The following is a 22,237-nucleotide window of genomic DNA, read 5'->3' as shown; positions in this document are numbered from 1 at the left end:
GAACCGTTGGGACGGGTGAAAATCAGGGCGTGGAAGTGACTTTGCTCGGTACCGGTGCTCCCGCGGGGCTGCCTCGGCCAGGCTGTCCCTGTGCGGCTTGTGCGTGTGCCGTCGGGGAGGATGCGCGGGCCGCCACCGCGGTGCTCGTCGACGGGACGCTGCTGCTCGATCTGACGCCGGGGGCGGCGTTCGCGGCGGCCCGGGCCGGGCTGTCCCTCGGCGGGGTACGGCAGGTGCTGCTGTCGCATCCGCACGACGGGCCCGCCGTCGAGGTGCCGGCCGGGCTGCCGCAGCCGGGCCGGGTGCCGGACGGGCGGGAACTGGCCCTGCTGACGGGGCATCGGGTGCGGGCGGTGGCGATGGACGCGGGCGGCACCGGGTACGCGGTGACCGGCCCCGACGGGCAGCGGCTGCTGTACCTGCCGCCGGGCGGGTCCCAGGCCGGGCTGGAGAACGGGAGCGCGGACTCGTACCACCTGGTGCTCCTCGACGTCGTCGGCCGGCCGGACGCGCTGGCGCGGCTGCGGGCGGTCGGCTCGGTCGGGCCGACCACGGATGTCGTCGCCGTCCATCTCGGCCACGACGTGCCGCCCGGCCCGGAGTTGCGCCGGCGGCTGGCCGCGGCCGGGGCGCGGGCGGTGCCGGACGGGACGACGTTGACGGTGGGGGTGTACGAGGACGTGCCGGACGTACCGCGCCGGACGCTGGTGCTGGGCGGGGCCCGGTCGGGGAAGTCCGTGGAGGCCGAACGGCGGCTGGAGTCCTTCCCCGACGTGCTGTACGTCGCCACGGGCGGTACCCGGGGCGGGGACACCGAGTGGGCGGCCCGGGTGGCCGCGCATCGGGAGCGGCGGCCGGGCTCCTGGCGTACGACGGAGACGTGCGACCTCGTGCCGTTGCTGGCACAGGACGGACCGGCGTTGCTGATCGACTGTCTGTCGCTGTGGCTGACGGACGCGATGGACTCCGTCGAGGCGTGGGACGACACGGAGTGGGCGTCGGGCGGGGAGAAGGCCCTGCGGGAGCGGGTGCGGGAGCTGACGGAGGCGGTGCGGGCGAGTCGGCGCACGGTGGTCGCCGTCTCCAACGAGGTGGGGTCGGGCATCGTGCCCGCCACGGCGTCGGGGCGGCGGTACCGGGATGAACTGGGGCGGCTGAACGCGGCGTTCGCGAGCGAGTGCGAGCAGGTGGTGCTGGTGGTGGCGGGGCAGGTGGTGGTGCTGAGGTAGTGGGGGGCAGGGGCCGGTGGGTGAGGACGCTCACCGGCGCTGGCAGGGTGCCTCCCCCAGCCGAAGGCTGGGGGAGGCACTGCGCGAGCAGCCCCCACCGGCCCGCAGTTGCGCGACCGGCCGTCAGCGCCCCTTTCTCGCGACGATCCGGTACGCGTTCGAGAACGGCGTCCGGCGCAGCAGGGGGGCCAGGGCGTGGTCCAGCGCGGCCACCACGGCGACCAGCGGCGCGGCCACCCGCAGCCACCGCTTCGGCAGGAGCCGTCCCAGGACCAGGCCGAGCGCCGCCGAGATGTCGTACGGCATGTGGGGCGACTTCCGGTCGGTTCCGAGGATCTCGCAGCCCTGGGACTCCAGCTCCGCCCGGAGGTTGTCCAGCGGCATCAGGTGCAGGTGCCGGGGCTGGCCGTAGGGGATCCACCACTTGCCGAGGAGCCTGGCGAACGCGCTGCGCGGGTTCGGGACGTCGATGAGGACGTGCCCGCCGGGTCGCAGCGCGGTGAGGGCGGCGCGGAGTTCGGCGCGCGGGTCGGGGGTGTGCTGCAGGTGGTGGAACATGCTGACGACGTCGTAGCGGGCGCGCAGGCGGGCCAGCACCTCCGGCGTGGCCAGGTAGCCGCAGTGGGCCTCCTCGATGTGCCCCTCGGTCTGGGCGCGCCCCACGCGGAGGGTCGGGTCGAGGCCGTCGAACGAGGTGTAGGCGAAGAGTTCCTTCGCCGCGCGCGGGAAGTGGGCGTGGCCCGTGCCGACGTCCAGCCAGCTCTCCGGCTCCGCCAGCGCCAGCATCACGCGGGCGGCGGCGCGGTGCCGGCGGCGGCCGGCGCGGGTGGTGTGGAGGCGGTCGGTGTAGTCCTCCAGGCGGCCGTCGTAGAAGTCCCGGTGGTAGAGGGCGAGGCCCGCCGGGGACAGCCGGGGGTTCTGGAAGGCGTGGGCGCAGTCCCGGCACTGGTCGACGGTGAACGTGCCGGGCCGGTGGTGGAGGAGGTCGGGCGTGCGCAGGCGGGTGCGCAGGCGCCTGGAGCCGCACCAGGGGCAGTCCTCGCGGCGCGGCTCGTGGAACCGGTCGGGGCCCGGGGCGAGTTCGGGCGTGCGCGGCGGCATGGGCGGCTCCCTGTGCTCCCAGTACTCCCTGAACGCAATCCACTGCAAACCGGAACGTATGGGATACGGATCTTGCCTGCCAAGGCGCCGTGCGGGTGTGCCGGCGATCTGGCATCCAACCGTTGGTTCGGTGCCGGTACTGTTCGGCGAATGAGCTCGCTTTATCTCGACGACTTCACCGATCTGATCGAGCGCCCCGACGGCGGTGTGCGCCGTGACGCCGAGGCGCGCCGGGAGCGGCTGACCGTGCCGCCCGGGTCGCTGGGCCGCCTCGACGACCTGGGCGAGTGGCTGGCCGCCGCGCAGGGTTCGGTACCGGTACGGCCGGTGGAACGGCCTCGGGTCCTGCTCTTCGCCGGTGACCACGGCGTCGCCGAACTCGGCGTCTCCGCCCGGCCCGCGGGCAGCGCGGAGCTGCTGGTGCGGGCGGTCCTGGAAGGGGCCAGTCCGGTGGCGGTCCTGGCCCGGCAGCTCGGGGTGCCGGTGCGGATCGTGGACATGGCGCTGGACTGCGACCCGGAGGCGCTGCCCGAGGCGGTCGTGCGGCACCGGGTGCGGCGCGGCAGCGGCCGTATCGACATCGAGGACGCGCTGACCCTGGAGGAGGCCGAGGAGGCCTTCCGGGCGGGCGTCGCGCTGGCCGACGCGGAGGCGGACTCGGGGACCGATCTGGTGGTCCTCGGCGACGTCAGCGTCGGCGGCACCACGGCGGCCTCCGTCCTGGTGGCGGCGCTGTGCGGGACGGACGCGTCCGTGGTGACCGGGCGCGGCGGGCTCCCCATCGACGACCTCGCGTGGATGCGGAAGTGCGCGGCGATCCGGGACGCGCTGCGGCGGGCGCGGCCGGTGCTCGGGGACCAGTTGCAGTTGCTCGCGACGGTCGGCGGGGCCGACCTCGCGGCGATGACCGGGTTCCTGCTGCAGTCGGCGGTGCGGAAGCTGCCGGTGGTGCTGGACGGGGTGGTGGTGGCCGCGTGTGCGCTGGTCGCGCAGCGGATCGCGTTCCGGGCGCCGGACTGGTGGCTGGCCGGTCACGACAGCGGGGAGCCGGGGCAGGCGAAGGCGCTGGACCGGATGGCCCTGGAGCCGCTGCTGGAACAGGGCGTGCGGGTCGGCGAGGGCGCGGGCGCCCTGCTGGCCCTGCCGCTGGTCCAGGCCGCGGCGGCCCTGGCGGCGGAGCTGCCGGAGAAGCCCGAAGCCGAGGAGAAGCCGGAGGAGTAGCGGGCCGACGGGTTACGGCCGGGACGGCAGCGCCCCTTGAGGGGCGCCGGGACCCGCGGCGCACGCGCGCGTCCGACGGAAAAGGGTGCGTGCGGCGGGGTTTGGCGCGAGGACGCCCATATGATCGCTCTCCATGGGAGATGTCCGAATTGCCGTCGAGCGGTGTGATGGACGTGGGCCGGGGCGGCGGGGTGCCGGGGTTTCCCAGCGGGCCGCCGCCTTTGCCGTGTGGTATTTGCGGGCCGTCGCCTTCGTCAATTTCCTCAGCGCGGTGTGGGTTTCGCTGGGGCAGGACGTGCGGCGGCACAACCAGGAGAACTTCTTCACGCCGTACCTGCTGACGGCCGGCTTCGCCTCCGGTGTGTTCACCGCGTTCCTCGCGATCACGATGCGGCGCCGCAAGCGGGCCGCGTGGATCCTCAACCTGGTGCTGAGCGGGCTCTTCCTCGCGCTGTTCGCGTTCGCCATGGCGTTCCCGGAGATCAGGCGGTACGCGCAGAACTGGATCTCGATCGTGCTGACCGCCGCCTTCGTCGTGGCCCTGCTCGTCGGGCGGCGGGAGTTCTACGCGAAGGGCGACCGGTCGAACCCGCGCCTCGCCGCCACCGTCGCCGTCGGCGGCGGTCTCGTCGCCTCCCTGCTCGCCGCCCTCCTCGTGACCGTCACCGACCAGGCGCCGCACGCCACGCGTTCGACGTTTGCGGAGCGCTGGCACTACGGCACCCTGCGCCTGGTGTCGGTCGCCGCCGACCCCTCCCGGTTCCCGTACATCGCGCCGCCCAACTGGGTGAACGTCGTCATCAACGTGCTCAGCACGCTCCTCGTGCTCGCCGTCTTCTACGCCGCCTTCCGCTCCCGCCGCGCGGTCGACCCGATCACCGAGGACGACGAGAAACAGCTGCGGGCCCTGCTGGAGCGGCACGGCGAGCGGGACTCGCTCGGGTACTTCGCGTTGCGGCGGGAGAAGAGTGTCGTGTGGTCGCCCACCGGGAAGGCGGCGGTCGCGTACCGGGTGGTGGGCGGGGTGTCGCTCGCCTCCGGGGATCCGATCGGGGATCCGGAGGCATGGCCGGGGGCCATCGTGCCGTGGCTCGGCGAGGCGCGGGCGCACGGGTGGATCCCGGCGGTGATGGGGGCGGGCGAAGAGGCCGGGACCGTGTACGCGCGGCACGGTCTCGACGCGCTGGAGCTCGGCGACGAGGCGGTCGTCGAGGTCGCCGAGTTCACGCTGGAGGGGCGGGCGATGCGGACCGTCCGGCAGGCGTACAACCGGGTCGGGCGGGCGGGGTACAAGGTGCGGATCCGCCGCCATGAGGACATCCCGGCGGACGAGATGTCGTACCTGATCCGGCGCGCGGACGACTGGCGGGACGGGGCCACCGAGCGCGGCTTCAGCATGGCGCTGGGGCGGCTCGGGGACGGCCGTGACGGGCGGTGCGTGATGCTGGAGTGCACGGACGGGGAGGGGGAGCTGCGGGCCCTGCTCTCCTTCGTGCCGTGGGGGCCGGGCGGGCTGTCCCTCGATCTCATGCGGCGGGACCGGGACTCCGACAACGGGCTGATGGAGTTCATGGTCATCGAACTGCTCCGGCGTGCCGGGGAGATCGGGATCACGCAGGTCTCGCTCAACTTCGCGATGTTCCGCTCTGTCTTCGAACGTGGTGCGCGGCTCGGCGCCGGGCCGGTGCTGCGGCTGTGGAGGTCCTTGCTGAGCTTCTTCTCCCGGTGGTGGCAGATCGAGTCCCTGTACCGGGCCAACGCCAAGTACCGGCCCATCTGGGAACCCCGGTTCCTGCTCTTCGAGAAGAGCGCGGACCTTCCGCGCATCGGCCTGGCGTCGGCGCGCGCGGAGGGGTTTCTGGAGGCGCCGGGGCTGCCGAAGTGGCTGCACCGGCGGCACCTGGACGCGCAGAGAGAAGTGCAGGGATGAGGACCACCGCATGACGCCGCTCGCCCGCTGGGCCCGCGCCGAGTGGGGGCTGTTGTATGCCACCGCGCGCGGCCCGCTGGCGAAGCGCCGGCTGCGGGCGGTGCCGATGACGGTCGGGGCGGTGAGCCTGACCGCGATGCTGCAGTTCACGCAGAACCAGCCGTGGGGCTACCGCCTCGTGCAGGACGTCGGGGCGGTGCGTGCCGCGGACCCGCTCCGGGCGGCCCTGCTGCGCACTCCCCTGTCGCTGTTCGTGCCGGCGCTGGACCTGCCGGTGTGGGGCGCGCTGCTCCAGATCCTGGTGGTCTTCGGCATCGCCGAGGTGTGCCTGGGCTGGTCGCGGACGTTGGTCATCGCGTACGTGGCGACCCTCGCCGGCACGCTGTACGCGCGGATGGGCATCGCACTGGGGCCGCACGGCCCGCCGGGGCTGCCGGCCTCGGACGCCCGGGTGGTGGACACCGGGCCCTCGGCCGCCGTCGTCGGGCTCGCGGTCTACCTGGGCTGGCGGTACGGCGCCTACGTCACCACCTGCGCGGTGGCGGCCGCGATAGCGGTCGAGGTGGCGCTGAAGGACAACCTGGCCGGAAAGGAGCACCTGGCGGCCATCGCGGGCGTGGCGGTGCTGTGCGCGGCCGTGCCGGCGGGGCGGCGGCTGTGGCGCCGGTGGCGTCACCGGTGGCCGGGGTCGGGTCCGGGGCCGGGGCCGGGGCCGTGGCCGGGCAGCCGCAGCGGTTCGGGGCGGTCGGGCCTGCCGCCGATCCAGTCCTGAAGGGTCAGGGTGAGCCGGGACCAGCGGCGGTCGTGGTGGTAGGTGCGCAGCCGGGCCCTGGCCCGGGCGCGCGGCCGGTTGCCGTAGAAGCGGCGGGCCCAGGCCGAGCCGGGGCGGGCGAGGCGGACCGCGCCGACGATCGCGACCAGCGGCACGATCACCCCGAAGATCGCGGTCCGCGCCTTGCCCTTGCTCAGGGCGACGAGGGAGAAGACGAAGTTGGCCACGACATTCGCGATGACGGTCCCCCGGTCCTGGAGTTCGTCCGGCGAGAGGTCGTTGACGCCGAACGGCGAGAAACCGGCGAGCAGCAGCCCCACCAGCGCGGCCGTGATGACGACGACCTCGACGCTCTTGCGGCCCTCCTCGGTCCAGTAGACGTCGCCGAGGTGCAGGATCAGCGCGAACTCGTCGAGGACGAGCCCCGCGCCGATCCCGAAGACGATCGCGGCGAGTGCCGCGCCGAGGCCGTTGCGCGAACTGGCGACCGCGCCGAAGCCGCCGACGACGGCGAGGACGACGCCGGGGACCACGTGGTGGATGTGCAGCCCGCCCGCCTTCACGTTGCCGAACGGGCCCTTTCCGGCGCGGATCAGCCGGGTGACGACCCGTGTGATCACGAAGGTCAGGACGAAGGCGGTCAGGGCGAGCAGCAGCGGGAGTTTGCCCGGCTCGATGATGTTCCGCTGCAGCCAATGTCCCATGTGCGCACTTTATCCCCGGCGACGCATCTCACCCGAAGTCCGGCCGGGCCGCGGCCTCCTGACCACCAGGTAACCTGCGCCGGTGGCTGTGACCCCTGCGACTCCCTGGCTCGACGGCGTCCGCTTCGCCTTCGGCACGCTCACCGTGTTCCCCGTGAAGGTCACCCGCTGGGACCGCGAGGCGGCCCGCGGCGGCATGCTGTCCGCTCCGCTGGCCGGCCTCGCGGTCGGCGCCTGCGCGGGGGCGGTCGGCGCGCTGCTGCTGGCGGCCGGGGCGAGCGCGCTGGTGGCCGCGGTCGCCGCGGTCGCCGTACCGGCCGTGCTCACCCGGGGCCTGCACCTGGACGGCCTCGCCGACACCGCCGACGGCCTGGGCAGCGGCAAGCCCGCCGAGGACGCCCTGCGGATCATGAAGCAGTCGGACATCGGGCCGTTCGGGGTCGTCACCCTCGTCTTCGTCCTGCTCGGGCAGGTGGCCGCGCTGGCCCAGGCGTACGGCGGCGGGTGGCAGCGGGGTGCCCTGGCGGCGGTCGTCGCGGCGACGGTGGCCCGGCTGGCGCTGACGCTGGCCGCGGTGGAGGGGGTGCCTGCCGCCCGTGCCGAGGGGCTGGGGGCGGCGGTGGCCGGGGTGGTGCCCAAGGTGGCGGCGACCGTGGTCACGTTCGCGGTGATGCTGCTGGCGGCCGGTGCCGGGGCGTTGGTGGGGGCGGGCGACAGCCTGCGGGCGCTGCTCGCGGTGGTGGTGGCCGAGGCCGCGACGGACGGGCTGCTGCGGCACTGCCGACGGCGGTTCGGCGGGGTGACCGGGGACGTGTTCGGGGCGCTCGCGGAGACGGCGGCGACTGCGGCGCTCGTCGTGTTCTCGTTCGGGGGTTGACGGGTCGGGTGGCACCTGCGGGTCGGTGGGGGCCGGCCGCGCCCACGCGCCGAAGCCGCGCATCGATACGGCCCCCGAGGTGCGCTCCGCCTCCCGGTGTGATGGAAAGTGGCTACGCCGCCACCCCCAGGTGAACGCCCGCAGGAATGAGCGAACGCATACACACGCGTAGGCTCGTCCCGGGTGTTCGCCGACGGGGTGAAGGCCCCGGTCGCAACCCGACCCGAGGGCAGTCCTCAGGGTCGATTCCCGGGCCCGGTCGACCCACCCGCTCGGCCACTGCAACTCAACATCGGAAGCGAGATTTCACCACCGTGACTGCTCTCACTCTCAGCACCTCAGCGGCGCCCGGCCTCCGGGCCGACGCGATCGTGATCGGTGTCGCCAAGGGCGCCAAGGGCCCCGTCGTCGCCCCGGGCGCCGAAGCCGTGGACACGGCCTACGACGGCAAGCTGGCCGCGGTCCTGGAGACCCTCGGTGCCTCGGGTGCCGAGGGCGAACTGACGAAGCTGCCCTCCCCGGCAGGCTTCAAGGCCCCGCTGGTCATCGCGGTGGGCCTGGGCACCGAGCCCGGCCCGGACGCGGACTACGAAGCCGAGGCGCTGCGCCGGGCGGCCGGTGTCGCCGCCCGCGCGCTGGCCGGGGCCAAGAAGGCGGCCTTCGCGCTGCCCGTCGAGGACGCGGCCGCCGTGGGCGCGATCGGCGAGGGCGTGCTGCTCGGCGCCTACTCCTTCGACACGTACAAGGACAACGGTGCCGGCACCGGCAAGAGCCTGAAGGCGAAGAACGGCCGGACGCCGCTCGCCGAGGGCGTGCTGCTCGGCGGCAAGCCCCGGGACGCCGTCCACAAGGCGGCCCTGGCCCGCGCCACGGCCGTCTCCGAGGAACTGAACCGGGCCCGTGACCTGGTCAACACCCCGCCGAACGACCTGACGCCGGCCGCGTTCGCCGCGATCGCGCAGGGCGCGGCCAAGGAGCACGGCCTCAAGATCCAGGTGCTGGACGACAAGGCGCTCGCCAAGGACGGGTACGGCGGCATCCTCGGCGTCGGCGGCGGCTCGGCCGCGACCCCGCGGCTGGTGAAGCTGTCGTACACGCACGCCGACGCGGACAAGCACCTCGCGTTCGTCGGCAAGGGCATCACCTACGACTCGGGCGGCATCTCGCTCAAGCCGGCCGGCCACAACGAGACGATGAAGTGCGACATGAGCGGCGCGGCCGCGGTGTTCGCGTCGGTCGTGGTGGCGGCGCGGCTCGGCCTGCCGGTCAACGTGACCGGGTGGCTGGCGCTGGCCGAGAACATGCCGTCCGGCTCCGCCGTGCGCCCGGGTGACGTGCTGCGCATGTACAGCGGCAAGACCGTCGAGGTGCTCAACACGGACGCGGAGGGCCGGCTGGTGCTCGCCGACGCGCTGTGGGCGGCGTCCGCGGAGCAACCGGACGCGATCGTGGACGTGGCGACGCTGACCGGCGCGATGATGCTGGCGCTGGGCAGCCGGACGTTCGGGATCATGTCCAACGACGACGCGTTCCGCTCCGCGGTGCACGAGGCCGCGGAAGAGGTGGGCGAGCCGGCGTGGCCGATGCCGCTGCCGGAGCACCTGCGCAAGGGGATGGACTCCTCGACCGCGGACATCGCGAACATGGGCGAGCGGATGGGCGGCGGGCTGGTCGCGGGGCTCTTCCTGCGCGAGTTCGTGGGTGACGGGATCACCTGGGCGCACCTGGACATCGCGGGACCGGCCTTCAACGAGGGGGGCGCCTTCGGCTACACGCCCAAGGGGGGCACGGGGTCCGCGGTGCGGACGCTGGTGCGGCTGGCGGAGCTGACGGCCGAGGGCGACCTGGGCTGACGTCGGTTTTCTCGGACGGGACCTCGCATGCGGGTAGGGCGGGGTCCCGTCGCCCATGAGCTCGGGCGGTGCTGCTGTCCGGCGGCTGCGGGTGGTTCGTGGTTGATCGCGCAGTTCCCCGCGCCCCTTCGGGGGCGCTGACCCTCGCGGCGTTATCAAGTGAGCGTGTGGTGTCTCACACTCCAGCCCCGCGTCTCGTTCACCTCCGACAAGTGCGAAGATGGGGCTCGGCAGGACAGGGCCCCACCCACAGGGCCGAAGAAGAGCGGCCGGACACCAGCCGCCGACCGGTCGCTGTTGACCGGCGCACGGCGCACATGCATGGAGGACGTGACGTGGCGAACGACGCCAGCACCGTTTTCGACCTAGTGATCCTCGGCGGTGGTAGTGGCGGTTACGCCGCGGCCCTGCGCGGGGCGCAGCTGGGCCTGGACGTCGCCCTGATCGAGAAGGACAAGGTCGGCGGTACCTGCCTGCACCGGGGTTGCATCCCCACCAAGGCCCTGCTGCACGCGGGCGAGATCGCCGACCAGGCCCGCGAGAGCGAGCAGTTCGGCGTCAAGGCCACCTTCGAGGGCATCGACGTCCCGGCCGTGCACAAGTACAAGGACGGCGTCATCGCCGGTCTGTACAAGGGCCTGCAGGGTCTGATCGCCTCGCGCAAGGTGACGTACATCGAGGGCACGGGGCGGCTGTCCTCCCCCACCTCCGTGGACGTGAACGGCCAGCGCATCCAGGGCCGCCACGTGCTCCTCGCGACCGGCTCCGTGCCGAAGTCGCTGCCGGGCCTGGAGATCGACGGCAACCGCATCATCTCCTCCGACCACGCCCTCGTCCTGGACCGCGTGCCGAAGTCCGCGATCATCCTGGGCGGCGGTGTCATCGGCGTCGAGTTCGCCTCCGCCTGGAAGTCCTTCGGGGCCGACGTCACCGTCATCGAGGGCCTCAAGCACCTCGTCCCGGTCGAGGACGAGAACTCCTCCAAGCTTCTTGAGCGCGTCTTCCGCAAGCGCGGCATCAAGTTCAACCTGGGCACCTTCTTCTCGAAGGCCGAGTACACCGCCGACGGCGTCAAGGTCACCCTCGCCGACGGCAAGGAGTTCGAGGCCGAGGTGCTGCTCGTCGCGGTGGGCCGCGGGCCCGTCTCCGCCGGTCTCGGCTACGAGGAGCAGGGCGTCGCGATGGACCGCGGCTACGTCCTGGTCGACGAGTACATGCGGACGAACGTCCCGACCATCTCGGCCGTCGGTGACCTGGTCCCGACGCTCCAGCTCGCGCACGTCGGCTTCGCCGAGGGCATCCTGGTGGCGGAGCGGCTGGCCGGTCTGAAGACCGTCCCGATCGACTACGACGGTGTCCCGCGGGTGACCTACTGCCACCCGGAGGTCGCCTCCGTCGGTATCACCGAGGCCAAGGCCAAGGAGATCTACGGTGCGGACAAGGTCGTCGCTCTGAAGTACAACCTGGCGGGCAACGGCAAGAGCAAGATCCTCAACACCGCGGGCGAGATCAAGCTCGTCCAGGTGAAGGACGGTGCCGTGGTCGGCGTCCACATGGTCGGCGACCGCATGGGCGAGCAGGTCGGCGAGGCCCAGCTGATCTACAACTGGGAGGCGCTGCCCGCCGAGGTCGCCCAGCTCATCCACGCCCACCCGACGCAGAACGAGGCGATGGGCGAGGCCCACCTGGCCCTGGCCGGCAAGCCCCTGCACTCGCACGACTGACCCTCGGTCGACACAAGCGACGACTCAGACTTCCGCAATTCGTAAGGAGCAACCGAAACCATGGCGGTTTCCGTAACCCTTCCGGCGCTCGGCGAGAGCGTCACCGAGGGCACTGTCACCCGCTGGCTGAAGGCCGAGGGCGAGCGTGTCGAGGCCGACGAGCCACTGCTCGAAGTCTCGACCGACAAGGTCGACACCGAGATCCCGGCCCCTGCCTCCGGTGTGCTGGCCTCGATCAAGGTCGCCGAGGACGAGACGGTCGAGGTGGGCGCCGAGCTGGCGATCATCGACGACGGCACGGGCGCTCCCGCTGCCGCCCCGGCCCCGGCCGCCGAGCCCGCCGCTGCCCCGGCTCCGGCCGCGCCGGCCCCCGCGCCGGTCGCCGAAGCCCCCGCCGCCCCCGCCCCGGCCCCCGCTGCCGCCGCCCCCGCCGCTCCGGCCGGTGGCGCGTCCGGCACGGACGTGGTCCTGCCCGCGCTCGGTGAGTCCGTCACCGAGGGCACCGTCACCCGCTGGCTGAAGTCGGTCGGCGACTCCGTCGAGGCCGACGAGCCGCTGCTCGAGGTCTCGACCGACAAGGTCGACACCGAGATCCCGGCGCCCACCTCCGGTGTGCTGCTGGAGATCACGGTCGGCGAGGACGAGACCGCCGAGGTCGGCGCGAAGCTCGCCGTCATCGGCGCCCCGGGTGCCGCTCCGGCGGCCGCCCCCGCCCCGACCGCCCCGGCTCCGGCGCCCGCCGCCGCTGCCCCGGCCCCCGCGGCCCCGGCCCCGGCCCCGGCCCCGGCCGCGCCGGCCCCCGCGCCCGCCCCGGCCGCTCCGGCTCCGGCTCCGGTCGCCGCCGCTCCGGCGCCGGCCGCCCCGGCTCCGGCCCCCGCGCCGGTGGCCGCCCCCGTCACCCCGGCTCCGGCCCCGGCCGCTCCGGTCGACGAGGGTGCCTACGTCACCCCGCTGGTCCGTAAGCTCGCCGCCGAGAACGGTGTCGACCTGGGCGCCGTCAAGGGCACCGGCGTCGGTGGCCGGATCCGCAAGCAGGACGTGCTCGCCGCCGCCGAGGCCGCGAAGGCCGCCGCCGCTGCTCCGGCTCCCGCCGCTGCCGCTCCGGCCGCCGCCGCTGCCAAGAAGGCCCCGGCGCTGGAGGTCTCCCCGCTCCGCGGCCAGACCGTCAAGATGACCCGCATCCGCAAGGTCATCGGCGACAACATGGTCAAGGCGCTGCACGAGCAGGCCCAGCTCTCCTCGGTCGTCGAGGTCGACGTGACCCGCCTGATGCGCCTGCGCACCCAGGCCAAGGACTCGTTCGCGGCCCGCGAGGGCGTCAAGCTCTCCCCGATGCCGTTCTTCGTCAAGGCCGCCGCCCAGGCGCTGAAGGCCCACCCGGTCATCAACTCCCGGATCAACGAGGCCGACGGCACCATCACCTACTTCGACACCGAGAACATCGGTATCGCGGTGGACTCCGAGAAGGGCCTGATGACCCCGGTCATCAAGGGCGCCGGCGACCTCAACATCGCCGGTATCGCCAAGGCCACGGCGGACCTGGCCGGCAAGGTCCGCGCCAACAAGATCACCCCGGACGAGCTGTCCGGCGCGACCTTCACCATCTCCAACACCGGCTCGCGCGGCGCGCTGTTCGACACGATCATCGTGCCGCCGAACCAGGTCGCGATCCTCGGCATCGGTGCCACGGTCAAGCGTCCGGCCGTCATCGAGACGGAGGAGGGCACGGTCATCGGCGTCCGCGACATGACGTACCTGACGCTGTCCTACGACCACCGCCTGGTGGACGGCGCCGACGCGGCCCGCTACCTGACGGCCGTCAAGGCGATCCTGGAGGCGGGCGAGTTCGAGGTCGAGCTCGGTCTCTGATCCCCAGCGGTTTCCGCGGTGCCCCGTCCGGAGTTCTTCCGGGCGGGGCACCGTCGTCTCACCGGGCAGCGTGTAAGTCTCGTCTCACCTGCGTGAAAGCGCCCCCGTGCGCCTCTCCCGAAAGGCGGTCCGGCCTTATTGTCTAAACGTCAAACGCCCTTAAGGAGCTCCCATGACCGCGCCCGTCGTCCACTCGCTGCGCGAACAGATCCGCGAGCACATCGTGGAGGGGATCGTCAGCGGGCGCTGGAAGCCGGGCGAGCGGATCGTGGAGCGACGGATCGCGACGGAGCTGGAGGTCAGCCAGACGCCGGTGCGGGAGGCGCTGCGCGAGCTGGAGTCGCTCCGTCTCATCGAGTCGGCGCCGAACAAGGGCGTGCGGGTGCGGAACCTGACGGCGGCCGACCTGGAGGAGAGCTACCCGGTGCGGGCCGGCCTGGAGGCGATCGCGGCGGAGCTGGCGGCGGAGCGGCTGGCCGAGGACTGCTCGGCCCTCGAACCCCACGTGGCGGCCCTCTACGACGCCGACCGGAACGCCGACGGCACGGCCCAGGTCCGGCACACGGTCGGTTTCCACCGCGAGCTGGTCCGGGCGGCCGGCAACTCGGTCCTCCTGCACACCTGGGAGGGCCTGGGCATCGAGGTCTTCACGGCCCTGTCGATCCGCTGGCTGGGCACGGTCCAGCAGTCGTACGCCGAGGAACACGAGGAACTCGTGGCCGCCTTCCAGCGCCGCGACCCCCGCATCGCAGACATCGTGAAGTCCCACGTCCTGGGCTGCGCCCCGAGACCATGAGCCACCGGGACCGCGGCAAGCTCGGCACCGCCGAAAACCGCCGTCCCGGCTGATCGCCGTCGTCAGGGGCGCGGGGAACTGCGCGACCAGCCACGACGACGCGGCACCAGACCGGCAACCACCACCCGCGCGAGCGGCAACGCCCACCTCGGCAGCCGAAGAGCACCGTCCCGGCTGAGCACCGCCGCGGCGGAAAAAAGGGCGCGCCGAACAGCGCCCCTCAGGGCCGCGGGGAACTGCGCGACCAGCCACGACGACGCGGCACCAGACCGGCAACCACCACCCGCGCGAGTGGCAACGCCCACTTCGGCACCGCCGAAGAGCGCCGTCCCGGCTGATCGCCGTCGCGGCGGAAAAGAGATGGTCGCCCCCCTCCCACACAAGAGCACACCCCCGCTCAAACACCGTCCCACCTGCGTAAACGTCGGCTGGATCACGTCACCCGGTGCCATTGCCGAAGGCACGCCGTGCCGACTTTCTCGGAATCGAGAGGTTTTGCCCTTGAACCCTTTGATCGATCATCGATCAGGGAGTTAGAGTCACCGACGGGCTCGCACCCGGGCCCTCAGCCCTGTCCTGCCAAAGACCAAGGGCACCCCCGAAGAACCCCTTACCGATGAGGGAACCCCCTTCGACTGAGGAAGGCGGCGACATGACCGACCCCCAGGCCATCCAGCCGAGCGCGCTCGACCAGCTCCCCGACCGGGACCCGGAGGAGACCGCCGAATGGCAGGCCTCCCTGGACGCCGTGGCCAGGGAGGCCGGGCCGCACCGCGCCGCATACCTGATGCGCCGCACGCTGGAGCGCGCCGAGGCGGACGGCGTCGCGCTGCCGAAGCTGCTGGAGACCGACTACCTCAACACCATCCCCACCGCCGCCGAGACGGCCGTCCCCGGCGACGAGGAGATGGAGCGGAAGATCACCGCGTGGAACCGCTGGAACGCGGCCGCGATGGTCACCCGGGGCAGCAAGCACGGCGTCGGCGGTCACATCGCCACCTTCGCCTCGGCCGCCTGGCTGTACGAGACCGGCTTCAACCACTTCTTCAAGGGGAAGGAGGGGGACGGCTCCGGTGACCAGCTCTACATCCAGGGCCACGCCTCCCCCGGCATCTACGCCCGCGCCTTCCTCGACGGCCGCCTGACCGAGGCGCACCTCGACAACTTCCGCCAGGAGGCCGGCGGCAACGGCCTCCCGTCGTACCCGCACCCCCGCCGCCTGCCCTGGCTGTGGGAGTTCCCGACGGTGAGCATGGGCCTCGGCCCGCTCTCGGCCATCTACCAGGCCCGCTTCAACCGGTACCTGACCGCGCGCGGCATCAAGGACCTCACCGCCTCGCACGTCTGGGCGTTCCTCGGCGACGGCGAGATGGACGAGCCAGAGTCCACGGCCGCCCTCGCACTCGCCTCCCGTGAGGGTCTCGACAACCTCACCTTCGTCATCAACTGCAACCTGCAGCGCCTCGACGGCCCGGTCCGCGCCAACTTCAAGATCGTGCAGGAGCTGGAGGCCCAGTTCCGCGGCGCCGGCTGGAACGTCGTCAAGACGCTCTGGGGCACCGCCTGGGACGAGCTGTTCGCGCTCGACACCACCGGCGCGCTGGTACGACGCCTGCGCGAGGTACCGGACGCGCAGGTGCAGACGTACCAGACCCGCGACGCCGCCTACATCCGCGCCGACTTCTTCGGCAAGGACCCCGCGCTCGCCGAGATGGCGAAGCTGCTGAGCGACGACAAGATCCTGGAGTGCTTCCACCTCTCCCGCGGTGGCCACGAGGCACGCAAGGTGTACGCCGCGTACAAGGCCGCCGTCGAGTTCAAGGGCGCGCCGACCGTGATCCTGGCCCAGACGGTCAAGGGCCACACCCTCGGCGAGGGCTTCGCGTCGAAGAACGCCAACCACCAGATGAAGAAGCTGACGGTGGACGAGTTCAAGACGATGCGGGAGCTGCTGGAGCTGCCGATCCCGGACAGCGCCTTCGCCGACGGCGTGGTGCCCTACGGCCACCCCGGCGCCGACTCCCCCGAGGTCCGCTACCTCCAGGAGCGCCGCGCGGCCCTCGGCGGTCCGGCCCCCGCCCGCCGTACGCACGCCCTGGCCCCGCTGCCCGCCCCCGCCGACAAGGCCTTCGCCTCCTTCGACAAGGGCTCCGGCTCGCAGAACGTGGCGACGACGATGGCCTTCGTCCGTCTCGTCAAGGACCTGGTCCGCGACAAGGAGACCGGGAAGCGCTGGGTGCCGATCGTCCCGGACGAGGCGCGCACCTTCGGCATGGAGAGCCTGTTCCCCTCCCTGGGCATCTACTCCCCCAAGGGCCAGACGTACGAGCCGGTCGACCGCGACCAGCTGATGTACTACAAGGAGGCCAAGAACGGCCAGATCCTCAACGAGGGGATCACCGAGGCCGGTTCGATGGCCGACTTCATCGCCGCGTCCACCGCGTACGCGACGCACGGCGAGGCGATGATCCCGTTCTACATCTTCTACTCGATGTTCGGCTGGCAGCGCACCGCCGACCAGATGTGGCAGCTCGGCGACCAGCTCGGCCGCGGCTTCCTCGTCGGCGCGACCGCCGGCCGTACCACCCTGACCGGCGAGGGCCTCCAGCACGCCGACGGCCACTCCCCGGTGATCGCCGCGACCAACCCGGCCGCGCTGTCGTACGACCCGGCCTTCGCCTACGAGATCGCGACGATCGTCAAGGACGGTCTGCGCCGTATGTACGGCGAGTCGGCGCCGGGCGAGGACCCGAACGTCTTCTACTACCTGACCGTCTACAACGAGCCGCTCCCGCAGCCCGCCAAGCCGGCCGGGCTCGGCATCGACGAGGGCATCGTCAAGGGCCTGTACCGCTTCAACACGGCGGAGTCCGCCGGGCTGTCGGTGCCGGCGAACGCCCCGCGCATCCAGCTGCTCGGCTCCGGTACGGCGATCCACTGGGCGCTCAAGGCGCAGCGGCTGCTCGCCGAGGAGTGGGGCGTGGCCGCCGACGTCTGGTCCGCGACCTCCTGGACGGAGCTGCGCCGTGACGCCATGGAGGCGGACGCGGCCCTGCTGCGCGGCGAGGAGCGGGTGCAGTACGTGCGCCAGGCGCTGCACGGCGCGGAGGGCCCGGTGCTGGCCGTGTCCGACTACATGCGCCAGGTCCCGGACCAGATCGCGCAGTGGGTCGAGCAGGACTGGGCCTCCCTCGGCGCCGACGGCTTCGGTCTCTCCGACACCCGCGACGCGGCCCGCCGCCACTTCGGCGTCGACGCCGAGTCGGTCGTCGTGGCGGCCCTGGCCCAGCTGGCCAGGCGCGGCGAGGTCAAGGCGACCGCGGTGAAGGAAGCACGGGAGCGTTACGCGCTCTGAGCGGTTGACGGGGCGGCGCACGCCGGAGTGACGGTGGATAACAATCCGCACCACTCCGCGTGCGCCCCCGCCGCCCAGGCACGATGCTGGACCCGTGATGGACGAGACGGAGTTCTGGGAGCTGGTCGACACCACCCGCGAGTCCGCCGAGGGCGACCCCGAGGAGCAGGCCGACCTGCTCGTGGAGCGGCTGCTCCAGCTGGAGCCCGACGTGGTCCTGGACTTCGCCCGGCACTTCGAGGCCCGCTACAACCGCGCCTACCGCTGGGACCTGTGGGGCGCCGCCTGGGTGCTGCTCGACGGGGCCAGCGACGACGCGTTCGACTTCTTCCGGTGCTGGCTCATCGGCCAGGGCCGGGAGGTCTTCGAGGGCGCGCTGCACGACCCGGACGCGCTGGCGGAGCTGCTGTCCGACTTCGACGAGGAGATCGACGGCGACGGCGAGGAGCTGGGGTACGCGGCGGACGAGGCGTACGAACAGCTCACCGGGACGGTGGCGCCGGACCTGGGCATCGCCCCCGCGCCCTCCGAACCCGAGGGCACCCCGGTCGACTTCGAGAACGGCCGGCTGCTCGCCGAGCGGTTCCCCAGGCTGTGGGACCGCTTCAAGGGGTAGGGGCCGGGCGGGTGCGGCTCAGGCCGCGGTACGGCGGCGAGTCACGTCCGACGGGATGTACGCCTGGGTCTGCTCGGCCTTGACCGCGTGGTGCATCGGCGCCGCGTTGGCCTGGTCGAGGGCGGACGCGGTGACCGCGGCGGGGCCGAGGACGACCGTCGCGACCGCGCAGACCACGGCCCAGGGGCCCCTGGACGACCTGACCCAACCGGCCTTCTCCGTGGCCTGCGTACGGGTTTCGGCACGGGCTTCGGTACGACTGCTGTTCATGATCCCCGCCTCCAGTCGGCTTCTGATGTCCCTGACGGTAGGACGCGGGGATCTGAACGGCCTGCGTGCGGCCTATGGCGTTCCTGTGGACGTCTTCGCGGGTGGTCCGAGGAAGGTTGCCGGGGCCGTTTCCATGAGTGTCCGCAGGGGAGTCCCCGCCCGGGTCCCCCTGCCCTGCAGCCGGGCCGCCGTCTCCCTGATCTCCGGGAGGCGGGCCGCGAGGGCGGCTCCGGGGCAGTTGGTCCGGTAGCCGTCCTGGTGGCCGGCCACGGCGGGCAGGGCGACGGTGGTGCCCTCCCGGTAGCGGCTGAGGCCGTTGCTGGAGACCAGCCGGGCGCTGCCGCGCGGGTCGACGTCGGCGAGCCCGAGTTTCCAGGCGGCGACGGCGGCGATCGCGTCGGTCATGGCGCGCGGCACGGGTACCCCGGCGGTGAAGGTGCCGAGAGCGGCGATGCCGGCGGTGCGGTGGTTGAAGCCCTGGGTGTGCGCGCCGGTGACGGCCCGGTCCGCGCCGCCCGCGCGGCCCTCGTAGATGGTGCCGCACCGGTCGACGAGGAAGTTGTAGCCGATGTCGTCCCAGGCACGGTCGCCGGTCTGGCCGGTGTACAGGCGGCGGATGATCTCGGGGCTCTGCGCGCAGGAGTAGCCGTTGGGCGAGTCGGTGTGGTGCACGAAGACGGCGACGACCTGGTCGTCGTAGCGCGGCGGCGGCTGGGTGCGGCGGACGGAGCCGTCCAGCCAGGCCGAGCGCGGCACGATGTACGGCCGCGGTGCCCGGTGGCGGGCGGCGGGGCCGGCGGGCTCGGGCGCGGCCAGGTGGATCGCGACGGACCGGTCGGCGCCCCGGGCGGACAGCACCAGGGCGAGGACGGCGACGACGCCGGGCAGGCAGCCGAGCAGCGTCAGGGCGGTGATCCGGGTGCGCCGCCCCGCTCTTGGGAAGACACGCATGGCAATCACTCTCGGAGTGATCGACTGCGCCCGCGATGTGTGCTGTGCCACCTGGTGGAACCATCGTCCCGGTCCGGGGCGTTTCAGGGGGTACACGCCCGCGTGGCCGGTTCCCGGGGGCCTCGCGCCCGTGAACTGATCACCGGACCTGTCCCGACCGTATTAAGGGCACCGAGAGAAAGGCGGCTCCGTGGACCTGCTCGACCTGGTGCTCGTACTGGTGGTCCTCGTCTACGCGGCGTCAGGTTACCGTCGCGGGCTGGTGGCCGGCTGCGTGTCGCTGGCCGGGTTCGTGGGCGGCGCGGTGATCGGCGTGTGGGTGCTGCCGTGGGTGATGGAGCTGGTCACGCGCGGGACGGCGACGGCGACGGTGGCCGCGGTGCTGACGGTGCTGGTGCCGGCGGTGGTGGGGCACGAGCTGGCGGGGCGGCTGGCGCTGCGGCTGCGCCGCGAGCTGGACGAGGGGCCGCTCAGGGTGGCCGACGGGATAGGCGGGGCGGTCGCCAACTCGGTGGCGGTGCTGATCGTGTCCTGGGTGGCGGCGAGCGTCCTCGGCGCGTCCTCGTCGCCCGCGGTGACGACGGCGATACGGGACTCGAAGCTGCTCGGCGCCGTGCAGGACACCATGCCGGACACCACGCCCGCCTGGTTCTCGCGGGCCACCTCGGCGCTGACCGAGGCGGGTTTCCCGCAGGTCTTCAACCCGTTCGAGAACGAGTCGACGGCCCGGGTCGCCAAGCCCTCCGGGGACAACGTCACGGCGGCGGCCACGAACGCGGCCAAGCGCTCCACGGTCAAGATCGAGGGCTCCTCCGGCACCCAGGGCCGCGAGGGCAGCGGGTTCGTTTTCGCGCCGGAGCACGTGATGACCAACGCGCACGTGGTGGCCGGCATCGACAACCCGAGCGTGCGGATCGGCGGGGTCGGTCCGTCCTACGACGCGCAGGTCGTCCTCTTCGACCCGGACCGGGACGTGGCGGTGCTGTACGTGCCGCAGCTGCGGGCTCCGGTGCTGAGGTTCGACACGAGCGCGGCGCGCGGGAACTCCGCGGTGGTGGCCGGCTATCCGCAGGACGGCGACCTGAACCTGCAGGCGGCCACCGTGGCGAACAAGGTGCAGGCCACCGGCCAGAACATCTACGGCGACGCCACGGTGACCCGGGAGATCTACTCGATCCGCTCCACGGTCCGCCCCGGCAACTCCGGCGGTCCGCTGCTGACCACCGGCGGCAAGGTGTACGGCGTGGTGTTCGCCCGCTCCACGTCCGACGACGAGACGGGGTACGTGCTGACCGCCGACGAGGTGGCCACGGACGCGTCGCGCGCGGCGCACGCCACCTCGCCGGTGGACACGGGCGAACTGATCACGCCCTGATCACGTCCCGGCCGTCACAGCGGCCGGCCCATGACCACGTCGTCGACGTACTCGCCGTCCAGGAAGAACTCCCCGGGCAGTACGCCCTCGACGGCGAAGCCCTCCGACTCGTAGAGCCGGCGCGCCGGGGTGTTGTGCCCGAGGACGCCGAGCCGGATCCGGCGGGCGCCGCGGCGGCGGGCCTCCTCCATCGCCGCCCGCAGCAGCGCCCGCGCCACGCCCCGGCCGCGGGCCTCCTCGGCGACCGCGAGGCCCTGGATCTGCCGGACGTGCGCGTTGGAGGCGATCTTGTAGGCGAGGCCGAGGCGGACGTAGCCGACGATGCGCCGGTCGAGCTCGGCGACCAGGGTGTCCTCGGGGGCGTGCCGCTCGCTGAAGAAGGGGTCGTACGGCGGCTGCGGCGGCGGCAGGACCGCGTGCAGGTACGACCAGGTCGCGCGGTCGAGGGCGGAGAGCTCCTCGTCGTCGTCGGGCAGGGCGGTGCGTATGTACGGATCGGGCATGCGGTCACCCTAGGACGGCCGACAGCGGACCCTCACGGGTTTTCCGCGCTGATTCCCGGCATGCTGGTGCCCATGGAACGCTCTCGTATCGCGGTGGCCGGCGCGTCCGGCCTCATCGGCAGCGCCCTGGTGCGCTCCCTCCGGGCGGACGGGCACGAGGTGGTGCGCCTGGTGCGGCGCGCCGCCCGGGGCGCCGAGGAGGTCTGCTGGGACCCGGGAGGGCAGTACGTGGACACCGCGGGCCTGGCCGGCTGCGACGCGGTGGTGAACCTCGCCGGGGCCGGGATCGGCGACCGGCGCTGGACGGCCGCCTACAAGCAGGAGATCCGGGACAGCCGGGTACTCGGCACGGCGGCGCTCGCGGAGGCCGTGGCGGCGATGCCGGACCCGCCGCGGGTGTTCGTGAGCGGCAGCGCGATGGGCATCTACGGCGACACCGGCGACCGGGCCGTGGACGAGGACGCCCCGCCCGGGGACGGCTTCCTGCCGTCGCTGTGCGTGGAGTGGGAGGAGGCGGCGGCCCCGGCGCAGGAGGCGGGCGTACGGACGGTGTTCACGCGCACCGGACTGGTGGTGGCCCGTGGCGGCGGGGCCTGGGGCCGGCTCTTCCCGCTCTTCAGGGCCGGGCTCGGCGGCCGGCTGGGGGACGGCCGGCAGTACTGGTCGTTCATCGCGCTGCACGACGAGGTGGCAGCGATCCGGTTCCTGATGGAGACTGAGGGTCTGTCGGGCCCGTTCAACCTCACCGCACCACATCCTCTGACCAACGCCGAGATCACCGTCGCGATGGCCCGGGTGCTGCGCCGCCCGGCCCTCTTCCCGGTGCCCTCCCCGGTGCTGCGGGCGGCGCTCGGCGAGATGGCGGGGGACGTGCTCGGCAGCCAACGGGTGGTGCCGAAGCGGCTGCTGGAGTCGGGGTTCACCTTCGCGTTCCCGGGCATCGAGGACGCGATCCGGGCGGCCTGACGGCCCGTGTGACCGTATGCGACCGGTGTGCGACCGTGCCCTGTTCATGCGCGACTGTCCTTGACCGGTCACCGCCCTAACCTCGACCCGAACTCGGGTATCCCCGGAGCTTGTTGGGGGCATCA

18 protein-coding genes are annotated in these 22,237 nt (G+C 72.9%); 13 read left to right on the top strand and 5 right to left on the bottom strand.

The features are described 5' to 3' along the window. Positions 1 to 29 precede the first annotated feature (29 nt). The gene (locus ACFY6U_RS14235; protein ID WP_390037973.1) at positions 30 to 1,229 is read left to right on the top strand and encodes a bifunctional adenosylcobinamide kinase/adenosylcobinamide-phosphate guanylyltransferase; all 1,200 of its coding nucleotides are present in this window, start codon (positions 30 to 32) and stop codon (positions 1,227 to 1,229) included. A gap of 123 nt (positions 1,230 to 1,352) precedes the next feature. Here the strand turns inward: ACFY6U_RS14235 and ACFY6U_RS14230 are convergent, their stop codons facing one another. After that, positions 1,353 to 2,330 (bottom strand): class I SAM-dependent methyltransferase, encoded by a 978-nt coding sequence (locus ACFY6U_RS14230; RefSeq protein ID WP_390037971.1) that lies wholly within the window; start codon positions 2,328 to 2,330, stop codon positions 1,353 to 1,355. A gap of 150 nt (positions 2,331 to 2,480) precedes the next feature. On the opposite strand from ACFY6U_RS14230, the gene cobT reads away from it, so the two are divergent. The 3 genes from cobT (at position 2,481) to ACFY6U_RS14215 (ending at position 6,253) form a co-directional block, all read left to right on the top strand. Further along, positions 2,481 to 3,551: a nicotinate-nucleotide--dimethylbenzimidazole phosphoribosyltransferase gene (gene cobT, locus ACFY6U_RS14225; protein WP_390037969.1), complete on the top strand. Its 1,071-nt coding sequence runs from the start codon at positions 2,481 to 2,483 to the stop codon at positions 3,549 to 3,551. A gap of 133 nt (positions 3,552 to 3,684) precedes the next feature. Continuing rightward, complete coding sequence (locus tag ACFY6U_RS14220) at positions 3,685 to 5,481, top strand: phosphatidylglycerol lysyltransferase domain-containing protein (protein ID WP_390037967.1); 1,797 nt, start codon at positions 3,685 to 3,687, stop codon at positions 5,479 to 5,481. Between the two features lie 10 nt (positions 5,482 to 5,491). After that, positions 5,492 to 6,253, top strand: coding sequence for a hypothetical protein (locus ACFY6U_RS14215; RefSeq protein WP_390037965.1), 762 nt, complete (start codon positions 5,492 to 5,494; stop codon positions 6,251 to 6,253). Here ACFY6U_RS14215 and ACFY6U_RS14210 read toward each other — a convergent pair. Next, positions 6,154 to 6,957, bottom strand: coding sequence for a hypothetical protein (locus tag ACFY6U_RS14210; RefSeq protein WP_390037963.1), 804 nt, complete (start codon positions 6,955 to 6,957; stop codon positions 6,154 to 6,156). The genes ACFY6U_RS14215 and ACFY6U_RS14210 overlap by 100 nt on opposite strands. 88 nt (positions 6,958 to 7,045) lie before the next feature. On the opposite strand from ACFY6U_RS14210, the gene ACFY6U_RS14205 reads away from it, so the two are divergent. The 7 genes from ACFY6U_RS14205 to ACFY6U_RS14175 all read left to right on the top strand — a co-directional run bounded on the left by ACFY6U_RS14205 (position 7,046) and on the right by ACFY6U_RS14175 (position 18,047). After that, positions 7,046 to 7,834, top strand: coding sequence for an adenosylcobinamide-GDP ribazoletransferase (locus ACFY6U_RS14205; protein ID WP_390038643.1), 789 nt, complete (start codon positions 7,046 to 7,048; stop codon positions 7,832 to 7,834). Between the two features lie 314 nt (positions 7,835 to 8,148). Beyond that, a complete protein-coding gene (locus ACFY6U_RS14200; protein WP_390037961.1) occupies positions 8,149 to 9,687 on the top strand; it encodes a leucyl aminopeptidase in 1,539 nt (512 codons plus the stop codon). A 335-nt stretch (positions 9,688 to 10,022) separates the two neighbouring features. Beyond that, positions 10,023 to 11,411 (top strand): dihydrolipoyl dehydrogenase, encoded by a 1,389-nt coding sequence (gene lpdA, locus ACFY6U_RS14195; RefSeq protein WP_390037959.1) that lies wholly within the window; start codon positions 10,023 to 10,025, stop codon positions 11,409 to 11,411. Positions 11,412 to 11,471: 60 nt separating this feature from the next. Then, positions 11,472 to 13,280, top strand: coding sequence for a 2-oxoglutarate dehydrogenase, E2 component, dihydrolipoamide succinyltransferase (gene sucB, locus ACFY6U_RS14190; protein WP_390037957.1), 1,809 nt, complete (start codon positions 11,472 to 11,474; stop codon positions 13,278 to 13,280). Between the two features lie 172 nt (positions 13,281 to 13,452). Beyond that, positions 13,453 to 14,076: a GntR family transcriptional regulator gene (locus tag ACFY6U_RS14185; RefSeq protein ID WP_351954555.1), complete on the top strand. Its 624-nt coding sequence runs from the start codon at positions 13,453 to 13,455 to the stop codon at positions 14,074 to 14,076. Between the two features lie 652 nt (positions 14,077 to 14,728). Next, positions 14,729 to 17,431 (top strand): pyruvate dehydrogenase (acetyl-transferring), homodimeric type, encoded by a 2,703-nt coding sequence (gene aceE, locus ACFY6U_RS14180; RefSeq protein WP_390037955.1) that lies wholly within the window; start codon positions 14,729 to 14,731, stop codon positions 17,429 to 17,431. A gap of 97 nt (positions 17,432 to 17,528) precedes the next feature. Then, the gene (locus ACFY6U_RS14175; protein WP_390038641.1) at positions 17,529 to 18,047 is read left to right on the top strand and encodes a DUF4240 domain-containing protein; all 519 of its coding nucleotides are present in this window, start codon (positions 17,529 to 17,531) and stop codon (positions 18,045 to 18,047) included. A gap of 18 nt (positions 18,048 to 18,065) precedes the next feature. Here the strand turns inward: ACFY6U_RS14175 and ACFY6U_RS14170 are convergent, their stop codons facing one another. Both ACFY6U_RS14170 and ACFY6U_RS14165 read right to left on the bottom strand, forming a co-directional pair. Further along, entirely contained in the window at positions 18,066 to 18,317 is a 252-nt protein-coding gene (locus ACFY6U_RS14170) for a hypothetical protein (RefSeq protein WP_390037953.1), read from the bottom strand. A gap of 72 nt (positions 18,318 to 18,389) precedes the next feature. Continuing rightward, positions 18,390 to 19,268, bottom strand: a complete 879-nt coding sequence (locus tag ACFY6U_RS14165; RefSeq protein WP_390037951.1) for a peptidoglycan recognition protein — start codon at positions 19,266 to 19,268, stop codon at positions 18,390 to 18,392. A 190-nt stretch (positions 19,269 to 19,458) separates the two neighbouring features. On the opposite strand from ACFY6U_RS14165, the gene ACFY6U_RS14160 reads away from it, so the two are divergent. Then, positions 19,459 to 20,643: a MarP family serine protease gene (locus ACFY6U_RS14160; RefSeq protein WP_390037949.1), complete on the top strand. Its 1,185-nt coding sequence runs from the start codon at positions 19,459 to 19,461 to the stop codon at positions 20,641 to 20,643. Between the two features lie 14 nt (positions 20,644 to 20,657). Here ACFY6U_RS14160 and ACFY6U_RS14155 read toward each other — a convergent pair whose 3' ends face one another. Beyond that, the gene (locus ACFY6U_RS14155; protein WP_390037947.1) at positions 20,658 to 21,146 is read right to left on the bottom strand and encodes a GNAT family N-acetyltransferase; all 489 of its coding nucleotides are present in this window, start codon (positions 21,144 to 21,146) and stop codon (positions 20,658 to 20,660) included. 72 nt (positions 21,147 to 21,218) lie between these two features. Between ACFY6U_RS14155 and ACFY6U_RS14150 the strand changes: the two genes are divergently transcribed. Then, complete coding sequence (locus ACFY6U_RS14150; protein WP_390037945.1) at positions 21,219 to 22,112, top strand: TIGR01777 family oxidoreductase; 894 nt, start codon at positions 21,219 to 21,221, stop codon at positions 22,110 to 22,112. Positions 22,113 to 22,237: the final 125 nt, after the last annotated feature.

Origin of the sequence: Streptomyces sp. NPDC013157, from assembly GCF_042899865.1 — a bacterium.
GTDB lineage: Bacteria > Actinomycetota > Actinomycetes > Streptomycetales > Streptomycetaceae > Streptomyces.
Note: the sequence above shows the minus strand (reverse complement) of the source record. Positions and strands in the feature narration are given on the sequence as shown.

Coding starts and splice junctions, on each gene's coding strand:
- ACFY6U_RS14230 (WP_390037971.1), bottom strand. CDS start 2,330: ATGCCGCCGCGCACGCCCGAACTCGCCCCGGGCCCCGACCGGTTCCAC.
- cobT (WP_390037969.1), top strand. CDS start 2,481: ATGAGCTCGCTTTATCTCGACGACTTCACCGATCTGATCGAGCGCCCC.
- ACFY6U_RS14220 (WP_390037967.1), top strand. CDS start 3,685: ATGGGAGATGTCCGAATTGCCGTCGAGCGGTGTGATGGACGTGGGCCG.
- ACFY6U_RS14215 (WP_390037965.1), top strand. CDS start 5,492: ATGACGCCGCTCGCCCGCTGGGCCCGCGCCGAGTGGGGGCTGTTGTAT.
- ACFY6U_RS14210 (WP_390037963.1), bottom strand. CDS start 6,957: ATGGGACATTGGCTGCAGCGGAACATCATCGAGCCGGGCAAACTCCCG.
- sucB (WP_390037957.1), top strand. CDS start 11,472: ATGGCGGTTTCCGTAACCCTTCCGGCGCTCGGCGAGAGCGTCACCGAG.
- ACFY6U_RS14185 (WP_351954555.1), top strand. CDS start 13,453: ATGACCGCGCCCGTCGTCCACTCGCTGCGCGAACAGATCCGCGAGCAC.
- aceE (WP_390037955.1), top strand. CDS start 14,729: ATGACCGACCCCCAGGCCATCCAGCCGAGCGCGCTCGACCAGCTCCCC.
- ACFY6U_RS14175 (WP_390038641.1), top strand. CDS start 17,529: ATGGACGAGACGGAGTTCTGGGAGCTGGTCGACACCACCCGCGAGTCC.
- ACFY6U_RS14170 (WP_390037953.1), bottom strand. CDS start 18,317: ATGAACAGCAGTCGTACCGAAGCCCGTGCCGAAACCCGTACGCAGGCC.
- ACFY6U_RS14165 (WP_390037951.1), bottom strand. CDS start 19,268: ATGCGTGTCTTCCCAAGAGCGGGGCGGCGCACCCGGATCACCGCCCTG.
- ACFY6U_RS14155 (WP_390037947.1), bottom strand. CDS start 21,146: ATGCCCGATCCGTACATACGCACCGCCCTGCCCGACGACGACGAGGAG.
- ACFY6U_RS14150 (WP_390037945.1), top strand. CDS start 21,219: ATGGAACGCTCTCGTATCGCGGTGGCCGGCGCGTCCGGCCTCATCGGC.